The organism is Microbacterium marinum (assembly GCF_014204835.1).
Classification (GTDB): domain Bacteria; phylum Actinomycetota; class Actinomycetes; order Actinomycetales; family Microbacteriaceae; genus Microbacterium; species Microbacterium marinum.
Genome location: NZ_JACHMD010000001.1, coordinates 747,770 through 761,897, shown reverse-complemented (window position 1 = coordinate 761,897; position 14,128 = coordinate 747,770). Strand labels below are relative to the sequence as shown.

General features: G+C 71.0%; 11 protein-coding genes. 2 read left to right on the top strand and 9 right to left on the bottom strand.

The window, feature by feature from the left end; translation table 11 throughout:
• Positions 1–73: 73 nt before the first annotated feature.
• Positions 74–1,294: an ornithine--oxo-acid transaminase gene (gene rocD / locus BKA24_RS03715; RefSeq protein ID WP_184215252.1), complete on the bottom strand. Its 1,221-nt coding sequence runs from the start codon at positions 1,292–1,294 to the stop codon at positions 74–76.
• Positions 1,291–2,172 carry a dimethylargininase gene (ddaH, locus tag BKA24_RS03710; protein ID WP_184215248.1) on the bottom strand — a complete coding sequence of 294 codons (882 nt, stop codon included), beginning with the start codon at positions 2,170–2,172 and terminating at the stop codon, positions 1,291–1,293. The genes rocD and ddaH overlap by 4 nt, the downstream gene beginning before the upstream one ends.
• Positions 2,173–2,374: 202 nt before the next feature.
• On the opposite strand from ddaH, the gene BKA24_RS03705 reads away from it, so the two are divergent.
• Positions 2,375–3,115 carry a hypothetical protein gene (locus BKA24_RS03705; protein WP_184215244.1) on the top strand — a complete coding sequence of 247 codons (741 nt, stop codon included), beginning with the start codon at positions 2,375–2,377 and terminating at the stop codon, positions 3,113–3,115.
• Between the two features lie 195 nt (positions 3,116–3,310).
• Here BKA24_RS03705 and BKA24_RS03700 read toward each other — a convergent pair whose 3' ends face one another.
• Together BKA24_RS03700 and BKA24_RS03695 are read right to left on the bottom strand one after the other, a co-directional pair.
• Positions 3,311–7,069: a proline dehydrogenase family protein gene (locus tag BKA24_RS03700; protein ID WP_184215240.1), complete on the bottom strand. Its 3,759-nt coding sequence runs from the start codon at positions 7,067–7,069 to the stop codon at positions 3,311–3,313.
• Between the two features lie 45 nt (positions 7,070–7,114).
• Positions 7,115–7,642 carry an acyl-CoA thioesterase gene (locus BKA24_RS03695; RefSeq protein ID WP_184220390.1) on the bottom strand — a complete coding sequence of 176 codons (528 nt, stop codon included), beginning with the start codon at positions 7,640–7,642 and terminating at the stop codon, positions 7,115–7,117.
• A 165-nt stretch (positions 7,643–7,807) separates the two neighbouring features.
• Here BKA24_RS03695 and BKA24_RS03690 point away from each other — a divergent pair, with 165 nt between their 5' ends.
• Complete coding sequence (locus tag BKA24_RS03690) at positions 7,808–8,317, top strand: GNAT family N-acetyltransferase (protein ID WP_184215237.1); 510 nt, start codon at positions 7,808–7,810, stop codon at positions 8,315–8,317.
• Between the two features lie 80 nt (positions 8,318–8,397).
• On the opposite strand, the gene BKA24_RS03685 is transcribed toward BKA24_RS03690, so the two are convergent.
• The 5 genes from BKA24_RS03685 to BKA24_RS03665 all read right to left on the bottom strand — a co-directional run bounded on the left by BKA24_RS03685 (position 8,398) and on the right by BKA24_RS03665 (position 14,007).
• A complete protein-coding gene (locus BKA24_RS03685) occupies positions 8,398–10,158 on the bottom strand; it encodes a cytochrome b/b6 domain-containing protein (protein WP_184215234.1) in 1,761 nt (586 codons plus the stop codon).
• Positions 10,159–10,165: 7 nt separating this feature from the next.
• The gene (locus BKA24_RS03680; RefSeq protein ID WP_184215231.1) at positions 10,166–11,155 is read right to left on the bottom strand and encodes an electron transfer flavoprotein subunit alpha/FixB family protein; all 990 of its coding nucleotides are present in this window, start codon (positions 11,153–11,155) and stop codon (positions 10,166–10,168) included.
• An 11-nt stretch (positions 11,156–11,166) separates the two neighbouring features.
• Entirely contained in the window at positions 11,167–11,943 is a 777-nt protein-coding gene (locus BKA24_RS03675) for an electron transfer flavoprotein subunit beta/FixA family protein (RefSeq protein ID WP_184215228.1), read from the bottom strand.
• A gap of 85 nt (positions 11,944–12,028) precedes the next feature.
• Positions 12,029–13,057: a cell division protein ZapE gene (gene zapE / locus BKA24_RS03670; RefSeq protein ID WP_184215225.1), complete on the bottom strand. Its 1,029-nt coding sequence runs from the start codon at positions 13,055–13,057 to the stop codon at positions 12,029–12,031.
• Positions 13,058–13,230: 173 nt separating this feature from the next.
• A complete protein-coding gene (locus BKA24_RS03665) occupies positions 13,231–14,007 on the bottom strand; it encodes an enoyl-CoA hydratase-related protein (RefSeq protein ID WP_184215222.1) in 777 nt (258 codons plus the stop codon).
• Positions 14,008–14,128 lie beyond the last annotated feature (121 nt).

Genomic DNA, 14,128 nt, shown 5'->3' with positions numbered 1-14,128 from the left:
GCCTAGCCCGGGCCCTGTTGCCGGAGTGTTTCGGCCCGTGAGCCTTGACACTCCGGCCCACGGATGCCGCGTCTCAGCCGGCGAGGACCACCTTCAGCTGCTCGATCGCCCAGTCGATCTCGGTCGATCGGATCACGAGCGGCGGCGCCATGCGGATCGTCTGACCGTGCGTGTCCTTCACGAGCACGCCGCGGGCGAGGAGCTTCTCCGCCACCTCGCGCCCGGTGCCGACCGCCGGGTCGATGTCGACACCCGCCCAGAGGCCCGCCACGCGGATCGCGGTGACACCGGAACCGATGAGGGACTCCAGCTGCGCCTGCAGGTGCTCGCCGAGTGCGAGCGCCCGCTGCTGGAACTCGCCCGAGGCGAGCATCTCGACGACCGTCGTGCCCACCGCGGCGGCGAGCGGGTTGCCGCCGAACGTGGAGCCGTGCTCGCCGGGGTGGATGACGCCCAGCACGTCGCGGTCGCCCACCACCGCTGAGAGCGGGATGATGCCGCCGCCGAGGGCCTTGCCGAGCAGGTACAGGTCGGGAACGACACCTTCGCGGTCGCACGCGAAGGTCGTCCCCACCCGCCCGAGGCCGGACTGGATCTCGTCGGCGATGAAGAGGACGTTGTTCGCGGTGCACGCTTCGCGCACGGCGCGGAGGTAGCCGTCCGGCGGGATGATCACACCACCCTCTCCCTGGATGGGCTCGATCAGGACGGCGGCGGTGTTCTCGTCGATCGCGGCTTCCAGGGCCGCGGCATCCCCGTAGGGCACCATCGTGAATCCGCCGGCGTACGGGCCGAAGCCGTCGCGCGCCTGCGGGTCGTCGCTGAACCCGACGATGGTCGTCGTGCGACCGTGGAAGTTGCCGGCGGCGACGATGATCCTCGCCGCATCCGGCGCGACGCCCTTGACGCGATACGCCCAGGCGCGCGCGACCTTGATGCCCGTCTCGACGGCCTCCGCACCGGTGTTCATCGGGAGAACCATGTCCTTGCCCGACAGGTCGGACAGGGCGGCGGCGAACGATCCCAGCTTGTCGTTGTGGAACGCGCGGCTGGTGAGGGTGAGTCGCCCGAGCTGCTCGGTCGCGGCGGCCACCAGTGCGGGATGCCGGTGCCCGAAGTTCAGCGCCGAGTAGGCGGAGAGCAGGTCGAGGTAGCGGCGCCCCTCGATGTCGGTCACCCACGATCCTTCGCCGCGGGAGACGACGACCGGCAGCGGGTGGTAGTTGTGGGCGACGTGCTGCTCTTCGGCGCCGATGATGTCGGCTGTCGCGGTCTCGAGGGCCGTCTCGGTCATCGCCGGCCTCCCCGCAGCTCGAGGGTGCAGCACTTGATGCCGCCGCCCCCGAGCAGGAGCTCGGACAGGTCGACCGTGACGGGCGTGTACCCGCGCTCGGCGAGCTGGGCGGCGAAGCCGGTCGCGCGGGGCGAGATGAACACGTGCTTGCCGTCGCTGGCGGCGTTCAGCCCGAAGACGGCACCGTCCTCGTCGGAGACGTGGATCGCGTCGGGGTACCGCTCCGCGAGGATGCGCTGCGACTCGTCGTCGAAGGCGCTCGGCAGGTAGGCGATGTTGGCCCGGTCGACCCCGCCCGGGCCCTCGACGGGGTCGAGGACGGTGATCGCGGTGTCGAGGTGGTAGAACCGCGGGTCGACGAGGCGCAGCGACACGACCTCGCGGCCGAACACCTCGCCGAGCTCGCGGTGGCTGTCGCCGACCGAACGGAAGCCGGTGCCGGCGAGGATCGTGTCGCCGACGAGGAGGAAGTCTCCTTCGCCCTCCTGCACCTCGACGGGCTCGACCACGTCGAACCCGTTCGCCGCGAACCAGTCCATGAAGGGACGCTCTTCGCCGCTGCGCTCAGGGACGCGGAACTTCACGCCGAGGGCGCGTCCGTCGATGATGAAGCCGCCGTTGGCCGTGTAGACCATGTCGGGAAGGCCGGGCACGGGATCGATGAGCTCAACCTCGTGACCGAGGGACACGTAGGTGTCGTAGAGGTCCTGCCACTGGCGCACCGCCTTGGCGGTGTCGGTGGGCTTGGTCGGCTCCATCCAGGGATTGATGCGGTAGCTGACCGTGAAGTGCTCGGGCCGGCACATCAGGTAGCGCCGGTGCTGCGCCGTGCGGGCGGGTGCCTGCGTCTCGGCGACGGTCTCGTTCTGCGTGGACATGGATCGCTCCTCGGGATAAGGGGCGGCGGACGCTGTCCAGAGGCCCGGCGGAGCTGTTCGAAGCCGACGACCCGGGCACGCCGATTCACATCATGCCAGAGAGCGTGGCGATGTCCGAGGGTTCGGCGCATCGGACTTCCGGGGGCGGGCCGATCCGCGCTCATCAGCACCGGCACCCTCGGGGGGATGACAGGATGCCAGCATGGTTCGTCGCACCGGGGAACAGACCAGGACGCTCCTCCTGCGCACGGGGATGCAGATGCTGCTGGAGCGCGGGGTGAGCGCCGGCGTGCAGCACATCCGCTTGCAGGACGTGCTCCGCAGGACCGGACTCACCACCGGCGCCGCCTATCGGCTGTGGGCGGATCAGTCCGACTTCCACCGCGATCTGGCGGTGGCGATGATGCGGATGCGAGTCATCGGACCGGCCGACGCGATGCAGGCGGCCGTCGCCGATCTGATGGCGTCGGGCGCGTCGGGCGAGGACGTCATCAACGCGGCGGCGTTGGCGCACGTGCGGACCGCGACCCTCGACATGGCCGACCCGACCGACCTCCTCGACGCGCAGTCGTTCCTCATCGCCCTGGCGCTGCGGACGACGGCCGACACGTGGCCCGAGCTCACCGAGGCGAGCCACGAACGGCATCGCGAATCGGTCGAGGCGTTCTCCGAGCTGTATCAGCGCCTCATGGACGCCTACGGCATGCGGATGCGGCGCGGCGTGACCATCGAGGACTTCTCTGAAGCCCTCGCCGCGATCGCCGAGGGCTTCGCGATCCGCGCGCTCGAAGGACTCGAGCATCCGCGGTACGACCTGGACGGCGATGACGGGATGCCGAGCGGAGAGTGGACCCTGCTCGGCTTGGCGGTGCGGTCGCTCGTCGCCGGGTTCATGGTGCCGGACGACGACTCGGACGGCGGACGCGCGGCATCCCGAACATGAGATGCCCGGAGACGAGGATCGCGATCCCCATCTCCGGGCGACACTCCCCCCGGTGTGTCATGTCTCGCAGACTCGTCGGCACAGCCGAACTGGAACGAGTCGTCCGCGGCGCGCTCCCCAGCAGCGCTGGATTCAGACTGACGGCAGCGAGATCCATTCACCAGAAAGATAAATTGTTTTCCTCAGGCGCCGGAGTCAGATGACCTCTTCGCTCCAGCGATCGGGGTTGCCGAACCGGTGCGCGGTGATGGTGATCGACTGCTCGCGCAGGAACGGGAGGAGCTCGATGCGGCCCGCCTGCGTCACCTCGTCGGCGTAGATCGCCAGGTCGGGGTCGCCGGCGACGGCCGCCGCGAGATCGCGTCGCAGGGTTCGCACGCTCTCCGCCGGTCCGACCAGCCGCACCCGATCCCGCCGCGCCGGGGCATCCCCCGACGGCACGGCCGACATCCGCGAGATCCACTGCTCGTCCGTCTCGACGAACACCGGGACGTCCAGCTCCGACAGTGCCTGTCGGACAGTGGCCGGAAGACCCTCCGGCGTGCTGACGGTGAACGCCGTCGTCGCCCGGACGGCCGCCACCACCACGCGCAGGAGCGCCTGCCGGGTGGCATCCGCCGTCGCTCGGATCTCGACGGATGCCGGGCGGTAACGGAACAGGTTGCGTTCCACCCCGAGCTGCGACACGTCCGCGACCTTGCCGAAGGTGCGATCCCACGCGACCGCGTCGGTGAGTGCCGCACGGCGCAGCCACTCGAAGGCGTCGTACCCGAGGGCCGGCTGCGCCGCCTCGATGACAGCGGTGATCGAGCTGTCCAGGCCCTTCAGGTGCAGCGTCGAGGACTGCCCGGCGACCGAGGTGGCACGCCACGACCCGAGCCCGAGCAGGTGGTTCGGTCCGCCTGCCTTCGACCCGCCGCCGACCGAGGACCGCTTCCACCCGCCGAACGGCTGACGCTGCACGATCGCGCCGGTGATCCCCCGGTTGACGTAGAGATTGCCGGCCTCGACGCGGTCGAGCCACGTGTGGAGATCACCCGGATCCTGGGTGTACAGACCCGCGGTCAAGCCATAGGCCACCGCGTTCTGAAGCTCGATCGCGTGCTCGAGCGAACGCGCGTGCATGACGCCGAGCACCGGTCCGAAGAACTCCTCGAGGTGCACGCGCGAGCCGGGCGCGACACCCGTGCGGATGCCGGGGGTCCACAGGCGTCCGGGGTGCTCGGCGGACTCGACCTCGTGCGGCTCGACGAGCCACTGCTCGCCGTCGTCGAGGGTCGTCAGAGCCCACTTCAGCTTGCCGGCGGGCGGCTCGACCAACGGGCCGACCTCGGTGAGCGGGTCGCTCGGCGACCCCACCCGCAGCGACCGCGCGGCATCCACGAGCTGTCGCGAGAACCGCTTCGACCGCGCGACCGGTCCGACCAGGATCACCAGCGACGCGGCGGAGCACTTCTGTCCGGCGTGCCCGAAGGCGGACTTGACGACGTCGGATGCCGCGAGGTCGAGATCGGCCGAGGGCATGAGGATCATCGCGTTCTTGCCGCTCGTCTCGGCCTGCATCGCGAGGTCGGGGCGCCACGAACGGAAGAGGGCGGCGGTCTCGAACGACCCCGTCAGCACGACACGGTCGACGTCGGGGTGGCTGATCAACTGCTTCCCGAGCTCGCCTTCATCGATGTCGACGAGGGTGAGGATCTCACGCCCGATGCCCGCGTCGTCGAGGGCCTCCCAGATCGCCTCGGTCACGACCGCCGCGCACCGCCGGGCCTGCGGCGCCGGCTTGAACACGACGCCCGATCCCGCCGCGAGCGCCGCGAGTGCGCCGCCGGCGGGAATCGCTACCGGGAAGTTCCACGGCGGCGTGACGACGGTGATCGTCGCCGGAACGAAGACGGCGCCGCTGATGCTGTCGAGCTCGCGCGCGGTCGACGCGTAGTAGCGAGCGAAGTCGACGGCCTCACTGACCTCGACGTCGCCCTCGGCGAGCGCCTTGCCGGTCTCGGAGGCGGCGACCTCGATGAGCTCGCCGCGGCGCGCCTCCAGCGATCGCGCCGCCCCGAGCAGGACCGCGGCCCGGTCGGCCGCCGGAAGCGAGCCCCATCGATCGGCCGCGGTGCGGACCTTCGCGATCGCCTCCTCGAGCTCGGGCTCGGTGCTCAGGCGTGCGGCGGCGAGCGTGGCGTCACCGGCTGTGGAGGACGAGATCCGTCCGAGCACCTCGCGCGCCCAGGCACGGTTCGCCGGCAGCGCCGGGTCGGTGTCGGCGGTGTTGCGGAAGCCCGGCGCGCCGGCGGCGACCGACGACTCCCGCGACGAGAACACCGCGGTCTCGACGAACGCTTCGCCGCCGAAGAGCTCGGGGCGCCCGTCGGGGATGGCCGGCTGCGTCTCGTCGCCCTCGAAGATGTCGAGGGCGCTGCCGTCGTCCCTGCCACGTGCGATGCCGAGCACGGCGGCGGTGAGTCCGCCCGCGTCCGGCGTCGGGTCGCTGTCCGCACCGCGCGCTCCGCCGGAGGCCGCAGGCCGCGTCAGCGCGTCGACCCCCGCATCTGACGAGGTCCGGTCCTGCGTGCGCCGGGGCCCGACGGGAAGCGCACGGTCGGCGGCTCGGTCCACGGATGCCGTGAATCGGTCGCGCTCCCGCACGAACATCGACCGGTCGAAGGCGAGGTCGAAGGCCGCGGAGAGGAAGTTCTCGCTGGAGGCGTTCTCCTCGAGGCGACGGACGAGGTAGCTGATGGCGACGTCGAACTCGTCGGGACGCACGACGGGGACGTACAGGAGCACGTGTCCGAGCTCTCGGGCGACAGCCTGCACCTGCCCTTGCGCCATGCCGAGGAGCATCTCCACCTCGATGTCATCGCGAACACCGCGCTCGCGCGCGAGCTCCCAGGCGTACGCGATGTGGAAGAGATTGTGGCCGGCGACACCGATGCGCACGGCGGCCGTGTTCTCGGGGCGGAGCGCCTCATCGAGGCAGCGGACGTAGTTCGCGTCGGTGTCGAGCTTGGTCGGATACGGCGCCGGCATCCAATCGTGCATGACCGCGTCGACGTGCTCCATCGCGAGGTTCGCGCCCTTGACCAGGCGCACCTTGATGCGCGCACCGCCCGCGGCGACGCGATCGGTCGCCCACGCCGTCAGCTTCTGCAGCGCGGGGAGCGCGTCGGGCAGATACGCCTGCAGGACGATGCCCGCCTCGAGGTTCTTGAGGCGGGGATCGTCGAGGACCCGCATGAAGACGGCCATCGTCAGGTCGAGGTCGCGGTACTCCTCCATGTCGAGGTTGAGGAACGTCCCGTCCTCCGCCGCCGACAGGTACAGCGGTCGCAGCCGCTCGACCACGCGCTCGACGATCTCGTCGAACGCCCACATCGACAGGTGACTGGCGATCGCCGACACCTTGACGGAGACGTAGTCCACGTCGTCGCGGCGGACGAGCTCGTGGATGCCCTCGAGCCTGCGCAGCGCCTCTCCCTCGCCCAGCACGGCCTCGCCCAGCAGGTTGAGGTTCAGGCGCGCGCCCGACTCCCGCAGCTGCTGGAGCGCCGGACCGAGCTTGTCGGGGCGCGCATCGACGATGAGGTGACCGACCATCTCGCGCAGCACCCGCCGCGCGATCGGCACGACCGGCGACGGGAGGTACGGGGCCACCGCGCCGCCCGTGCGCACCGCGGCCCGCAGATACCAGGGCAGGAACCCGGGCGCGAGCGGCGCGACACGCTGAAGATTGGATGCCGCCGCTGTCAGCGACTCGGGCCGCATCACCCCGTCGACGAAGCCGAGGGTGAACGGCAGGCCGTTCGGGTCTTTCAGCACCCCCGCCAGACGCTCGGCGGCGGGGTCGACACTGACCTCGGCGGATTCGGCGACCCAACGCTCCGCGAGGGCGATGGCCCGCTCGGCGAGGTCGGAGGAGGGCGCTTGTGGCGCGACGAAACTGTCCGACATGAGCGACAGCCTAGGCGCGCACCGCCACGCCCGGGCGGGACACGCTCAGGGCCAGATGCTGGGGGCGTCGACCCGCGTGGAGGGGAGCTGCGAACCGGCCGCCCAATCGACGATCCACTGCGGCAGCGGTGCGAGGGTGTCGGGGCGGTGGAGGGCGTCGAACAGCTCCTCCATCGGCACGATCCCGCCGCCACGGCGGAGGAAGCGGACCCGCAACACCATCTCGGCGTAGATCTCGCCGTCCACGACGGCGCGGTGCATCTGGTAGACCGCCTTGTCGTCGTGCCCGATGATGCGGGTCTCGACCGTGAACCGCTGCCACAGCTGCAGCGACTTGCGGAACGAGACGCTCTCGCTCGCCACCACGCCGTACCAGCCGCGCTCGTTCATCGCCTGCCAGAGACCCGTGCGGGTCAGCAGGTCGAACCGCCCCAGATCGAACAGCGACGCGTACCGGCCGTTGTTCATGTGACCGAGCAGGTCGATGTCGGTGGGCAGCGTGCGCAGCCGGATCCGCCCCACCGTGTCGGGGGCGACGGGGCCGCGCCGGCGGTAGAGCACTCGCGCGCGCATCAGGGTCAGAAGGGTTCGCCACCACACGTTCACGAGGCGCGAGCCTAGTAGCACTTCACCACCGGGCGGCGAATCCGTTGTCGGATGCCGACAGCGCTCCAGGCGCGACAACGACGGCATCCGTACCGATTTCACGATCCCGCAGGCCGTGCGTAGAGTCTGGCCATGGAAGCCGAACTCCAGACCGACATCGTCGTCCGTCCCGTTCGCGATGTGGATGCAGAGGCCCTCGGCCGCGTCCATGCCACGTGCTGGCACGAGACCTACGACCACCTCATCAGCAAGGCCGCGCTCGAGAACGTCTCCGCCCGCCGGTTGGCGGAGCTCTGGACCCACTGGGCACAGCAGGGACCCGAGTTCCACATGGTCGCCGCCCTCGTGAAGGGCGAGATCGTGGGCTTCGCCGGCTCGGGCCCCGCCCGCGACCGCGACGCTCCGCGACTGCGCGAGCTGTACTTCATCTACCTCCTCGACGCGTGGCACGGCACCGGCATCGGCCAGCGGCTGTTCGACGCCGTCGTCCCGGAGGACGACACCGACCTGTACCTGTGGGTCGCCGAGGACAACCCTCGCGCCCACCGGTTCTACGTCCGCAACGGCTTCGCCCTCGACGGCGCAACCCACACCGAACCGTTCCTCGGCGAAACGCTGACGGAGGTCCGCTTCGTGCGCTGACGCACGATCGCAAGACTCGACGGCGCGGCATCCCGACTCGGATGCCGCGCCGTCGGACTGTGCGCGGGTGGTTACGCGGGTCAGCGACCGCTGACGTTGCCGAACAGGCGCGCGATCGGCGCGACGACCATCGGGCGCATCGCGACGTACGCACCGACGATGACGGCGAGCGACAGCGCGAACAGCCAGAAGCCGGTCCAGTTGCCGGCGTAGGCACCGGGGTCGGCCGAGCCCTGGGCGGCGTACATGTGGTTCAGGTTGCGGAGGGCGCCGGTCGAGAGCACCAGGGCGACATGGACCGCGATGAACACGACGAAGTACAGCATCGTCGGGAAGTGGAGCTTCCGCGCCCACTCGACGGGATACAGCTCGTTCAGCTTCGTCGCCTGCTTCGGCCAGAGCGCGCTCATGCGGTAGCCGGTGATCGCCGCGACCGGCGCCGCGATGAAGATGGTCGTGAAGTACGCGAGCTGCTGCAGCGAGTTGTAGTTCACCCAGCCGTTCTCGGTCGGCCAATCGAGCGACACGTACTGCAGTGCCGCGGACAGCGCGTTGGGGAACACCTCCCACGAGGTCGGCACGACCCGCATCCACTGACCCGTCGCGAACAGCAGGACGACGAACAGCACGCCGTTGACGAGCCACAGGATGTCGAGCGCCTGATGCAGCCACAGCGTGAGACTCATCTTGCGCTTGCGGTTCTTCTTCGAGATCCAGAACGCAGACGGGCGCTTCTCCGACCTGACCTGCAGGCCGGTCCGGATGATCAGCACCATGAAGAACGCGTTCAGGAAGTGCGACCAGTTCAGCCAGGCGGGGAAGCCGACCGGCGCGGAATCGGGGAGGTGATACTCGCCCGGGTAGGTCACGAGGAAGTCCTGCAGCGGCTCGAGGCTCAACAGCCAGCGCACCGCGAGGACGGCCATCGCCGCGATGTACAGCAGGGCCGCGCCGCCGAGGACGACGATGCCGGCCCACTGCAGCTTCGTGAAGGGTCCGATGCGCGCCGGCTCGGGCCGCGGCGCGGGGCGCCGGGCGACACCGGCGTGGGCCATCGGACGCTCGAAGAGCGGCGCGGGCGGTTCCGCCGGGGTGGCGGGCGTGGCTGGTTCGGGAGCGGCGGCGGGCGCTGCCCGTTCGGGGGTGGTAGCAGGGGATGCCGCGGCGGCGGCAGACATGGGTGTTGCCGGCTCGGGGGTGTCGGTCGGGGCGGGTGCAGTCGCGTCGGTCGGGGCGGTTGCGGCGGCAGACGTGGGTGTCGCCGATTCGGGAGCCGCGGGTGCGGCCGCGTCGGTCGGGGCCGCTGCGGCGCGCGCCGACTCGGCGGCATCGGCGCGGCCGGATGCCGGCGTCGTTCCGGCGGGCGGCCACGCCTCTCCCCCGGCGGCACGCGGCAAGCCGCGGCGGACCCCGGCCGCGGAGGCAGTCGCGGAGTGACCGGGGGCCGTCGTTGAGGCCGGTGCGCCGGACGGCGCGGGCGCGTCAGGCGCAGCAGGCGCGACGACGGCGGGGGCGGACGCCGCGGCATCCACCGTCGACACCGGAGGCCACGGCTCGCCGCCGGCCTCACGCGGAAGCCCTCGGCGCACGCGACCCTCCGGGGACGCGCCATGCGCACTCCCCGCATCGGAGGCGGCATCCCGCGTCCCCGGACCGGCGGCCGTCCCCTGAGCAGCAGCCGTCCCCGCAACAGCAGCCGTCTCCGGAGCAGCGGCGGCGACCACGGGCGCGTCGGCCGACGCGACGTCGGTCGCCGGCGCGTCGGTGTCCGCCGGGGGCCAGGGCTCCCCGCCGCTGGCGCGCGGCAGGCCTCGGCGCACGGTGCGTGCGTTCGTCGCCATCCCGCTCCTACTTCTTCTTCGCCTCGAGCGCCGCGATCAGCTGCGGCACCACGGTGAACACGTCACCGACGACGCCGAAATCAGCGATGTCGAAGATCGGCGCATCTCCATCTTTGTTCACGGCGACGATGGTCTTCGCCGTCTGCATGCCGGCCTTGTGCTGGATGGCACCCGAGATGCCGAGCGCGATGTACAGCTGCGGCGAGACCGAGACGCCGGTCTGGCCGACCTGATACGAGTAAGGCACGTAGCCGGCGTCGACCGCGGCGCGCGACGCACCGACCGCCGCGCCGAGCACATCGGCGAGCTGCTCGACGAGGGCGAACTTCTCGCCCGACCCCAGACCACGACCACCCGAGACGACCTTCGCCGCTCCCCGCAGCTCCGGACGGGTCGAGGTGACGGTCGCCTCTTCGAACCCCGTGATGGTGGCCGCCGGCGCACCGGATGCCGTCACCTCGAGCGGCACCACCCGCGGCGCGGTGACCGCCTCGGCGCGGTGCTCGACGGCGCCCTGACGCACCGTGACCGCGAGCGGCCCGAAGGTCGCCGCACCGGTGACCGTGTAGGCGCCGCCGTACACGGAGTGCTCCGCGAGCACACCCTCCTCGTCGCGTGCGACACCGACGGCGTCGACGCACAGCGCCGCGGACGTGCGCGCCGCGAACCTGCCGGCGACGTCGCGCCCCTCGATCGAGTTCGACACCAGCACCGCATCGGGCTGGACGAGAGCGGATGCCGCGGCGAGCGCGTCGACGACGGGCACCGTGAGCGCGGTGTCGGCGCCCCCGAGCCCGCAGACGAGCACGGTCGCCGCGCCGCGCTGACCGGCGGCCTCGGCGAGAGCGGCGTGACGCGACTCGTCGGCGACGATCAGCGCGACGGGCGAGCCGACGCGTGCGGCGGCGCCGAGGAGGCCGGCGGCCGACGCGGCGAGGTCGCCGGAGGGGGTGACATCGAGCCACACCAGGACGGAATCTGCAGCGAAATCGGTCATCGCGGTGCTCCTCAGACCAGTCGGTTCTCGATGAGGTAGGCGGCCAGCTTCTCGCCGGCATCCCCCTCGTCGGTGATCTTGACCCCGGCGGTGCGGGGCGGCTTCTCGGCGATGGTCGTCATGATCGACTGAGGCGCGGCCCCGGGGTCGACGTCGACGCCGAGGTCGGCGAGCGTCAGCGTCTCGAACGGCTTCTTCTTCGCCGCCATGATCCCCTTGAAGTTGGGGAAGCGGGCGTCCGGGAGCGCCTCGGTGATGGAAATCACCGCAGGGAGTTCCGCGGTGACGCGGGCGGTGCCGAAGTCCGTGGCGCGCGTTCCCTGGACGGACTCGGCGGAGATCTCGACGGACGAGAGCGCGGTCGCCTGGGGTACGCCGAGGTGCTCGGCGAGCATGGCCGGGAGCACGCCGCCGGCGCCGTCCGTCGACAGGTTGCCGGTGATCACGAGGTCGAAGCCGGTGCGGGTGATCGCGGCGGCCAGCGTGCGGGCGGTGACACCGAGATCAGCGCCCGCGAGCGCCTCGTCGACGATGTGGACAGCCGACGCCGCGCCCATCGCGAGACCCTTGCGGATCGACGCCGTCGCGGCATCCGAGGCCATCGACATGACGACGACCTCCGTGTCGGCGTCCTTCTCTGCGTACGACAGCGCCACCTCGAGCGCACGCTCGCCGATCTCGTCGAGAACACGCTCGGAGGCGCCACGGTCGGCCAGCCCCGTCTCGAGATCCAGCTTGCGGTCGCCGTACGTGTCCGGCACCTCTTTCACCAGGACGACGATCTTCATTGACTCCTCCTCGACATCGCATCCGAGTCTACGGTCGGCGTCCGCGGGACGCAGTGTCACGGGGCGAGCAGTTCGGTCCCACGCGTCACGCGCCGAGCGCGCGGAGTCGGCTGAGCGCCCGGTCGGCGTCGGGAGGAACGTGCGCGGCCCGGCGCAGGGTGTCGAACGGCGCATGCGCGTGAACGACGAATCGCACGTCGTGGTCGTAGAGGACATCGACGAGGGTTGTGAAGCGCATGAGGGGTTCGCGGCGCACCGTGGCGAGGTCGGGCACGGACCGGAGCGTGAGCTCGGAGTACCGGTCGGCGAGCCACTGATACTGCCGCACGCCGACGGGCGCCTCACACAGGTCAGCGAAGTCGAACGTGACCTGCGCGCCTTCCGCAGAGAGTGCCGGCAGCGGGATGCCGTCGGCGCGCAGCACCACGCCGGCGTCGGCGGGCGGCGCATCCGCGGCCGGGCTGGCGTGCCAGATACCCGCGGCGAACCGCGTGTGCGCGTCGGCGCCGGAGGTCCGGTGATCGGGACCGTCGCCGATCGGGACGACGGCGAAGGACGACTCGATCCGCGCGATCGCGGGGAGGAATCGGTCATGGAGTCGCGGATCGGGGAGGAGGTCGGCGGGTGCGTAGTTGCTGGTCGCGATGAGGAGGATGCCGTCGTCGGCGGTGACATTCAGCAGCGCCTCGAGGTACACGGCATCCGCGACATCATGCACATGGAACTCGTCGACCAAGAGGACACGCACCCCGTGCAGGAGGCGGCGCAGCACGATGGCGGGGGCCTTCCAGTCGCGGACCAGCTCGGCCTGCAGCCGACGGAACAGCTCGTTGAGGTGCAGGCGGAGGACCGGCTCGGGCAGAAAGGCCGCCAGGTACCGCTCGGCGAGCATCGACTTGCCACGACCGACGCCGCCCCAGAGGTACACGTTGCCCGTCGTCGCAGCGGCGATCGCCTGGACCGCATCACGCTGCGCGGGATCGAGGTCAAGGGCATCGGTGGCCGCCACGAACCGCGCGGCGACCGCGGGGATGAGGGCGTCGCGGTCGGGCTCGGGGAGCTCGTCTGCGGGCCGGACGCGCTCGGGGAGCTCGTCTGCGGCGCGATCAGTCACGCAACCATGCAATCACGCCCCGCAGTGCCCCGAGAGGCCGTCGCGCACCGCCGCTCGCGAGAGCGCCGCTTCGTGCCGAGAGCGGCGGGTAAAGCTGGGCAAGAGGCGGCGCTTTCGGCACCAGTCGGCGCTCTCACACGTTGCGCGACAGAGCGGAGCCGCAAGCGCAGCCCTCAGCGGTGCGTGAACCCGGGTGCGCGCTTCTCGCGGAAGGCGGCCATGCCCTCCTTCTGGTCCGCGGTGTCGAACAGTCCCGCGAACGCGTGCTTCTCGTAGCGCAGGCCCTCCGCCAGCGTCGACTCCAACGCGACATCGAGCGCTTCGGTGGCGGCGTACAGCGACGGCAGCGACTTCGCCGCGATCGCCTCCGCCGTCCGCTGCGCGTCGTCGAGGAGGTCGGCAGCCGGCACCACTCGCGACACGAGCCCGGCGCGCTCCGCCTCCTCCGCCCCGAAGTGACGCCCCGTGAGGATGAGTTCGGCCGCTTTGAACGACCCCACCGCGCGCGTCAGCCGCTGCGTGCCGCCCATCCCCGGGATCACACCGAGGCCGATCTCCGGCTGCCCGAACGTCGCGGTGTCCGCCGCCAGGATGATGTCGCACATCATCGCCAACTCGCACCCCCCGCCGAGCGCATAGCCCGACACCGCGGCGATGACGGGCGTGCGCACCGCCGCGAAGCGGGCCCACCCTCCGAAGTGGTCGCCCATCAGCATCTCGCTGCCGCTCAGCGCTTCCATCTCCTTGATGTCGGCGCCCGCGGCGAAGGCCCGGTCGCTGCCTGTCACGACGATCGCGCCGATCCCGGCGTCCGCGTCGAACGCCTCCGCGGCATCCACCACGTCGCGCATGACCTGCACGTTCAGTGCATTCAGCGCCTCGGGTCGGTTCAGGGTGATCCAGCCGACGCGTCCTCGCGCCGCCGTCACGATGGTCTGGTAATCGGTCATGCCCTCATCGTCGCAGATGCTGCCCGACACGGATCGGATGCCGATCGTTCACCTGCCGTCCACTGGATCGCACGAGGCGGACACCGCGCCTCGGTAGGACGGAGGAGCGCATCTCGCGCCC

What these genes read in the sequence shown, in the direction of transcription:
- BKA24_RS03685 (WP_184215234.1), bottom strand. Translation starts at nt 10,158, where the DNA reads ATGGCGACGAACGCACGCACCGTGCGCCGAGGCCTGCCGCGCGCCAGC.
- BKA24_RS03665 (WP_184215222.1), bottom strand. Translation starts at nt 14,007, where the DNA reads ATGACCGATTACCAGACCATCGTGACGGCGGCGCGAGGACGCGTCGGC.
- BKA24_RS03705 (WP_184215244.1), top strand. Translation starts at nt 2,375, where the DNA reads ATGGTTCGTCGCACCGGGGAACAGACCAGGACGCTCCTCCTGCGCACG.
- ddaH (WP_184215248.1), bottom strand. Translation starts at nt 2,172, where the DNA reads ATGTCCACGCAGAACGAGACCGTCGCCGAGACGCAGGCACCCGCCCGC.
- BKA24_RS03675 (WP_184215228.1), bottom strand. Translation starts at nt 11,943, where the DNA reads ATGAAGATCGTCGTCCTGGTGAAAGAGGTGCCGGACACGTACGGCGAC.
- BKA24_RS03680 (WP_184215231.1), bottom strand. Translation starts at nt 11,155, where the DNA reads ATGACCGATTTCGCTGCAGATTCCGTCCTGGTGTGGCTCGATGTCACC.
- BKA24_RS03690 (WP_184215237.1), top strand. Translation starts at nt 7,808, where the DNA reads ATGGAAGCCGAACTCCAGACCGACATCGTCGTCCGTCCCGTTCGCGAT.
- rocD (WP_184215252.1), bottom strand. Translation starts at nt 1,294, where the DNA reads ATGACCGAGACGGCCCTCGAGACCGCGACAGCCGACATCATCGGCGCC.
- BKA24_RS03695 (WP_184220390.1), bottom strand. Translation starts at nt 7,642, where the DNA reads ATGCGCGCGCGAGTGCTCTACCGCCGGCGCGGCCCCGTCGCCCCCGAC.
- BKA24_RS03700 (WP_184215240.1), bottom strand. Translation starts at nt 7,069, where the DNA reads ATGTCGGACAGTTTCGTCGCGCCACAAGCGCCCTCCTCCGACCTCGCC.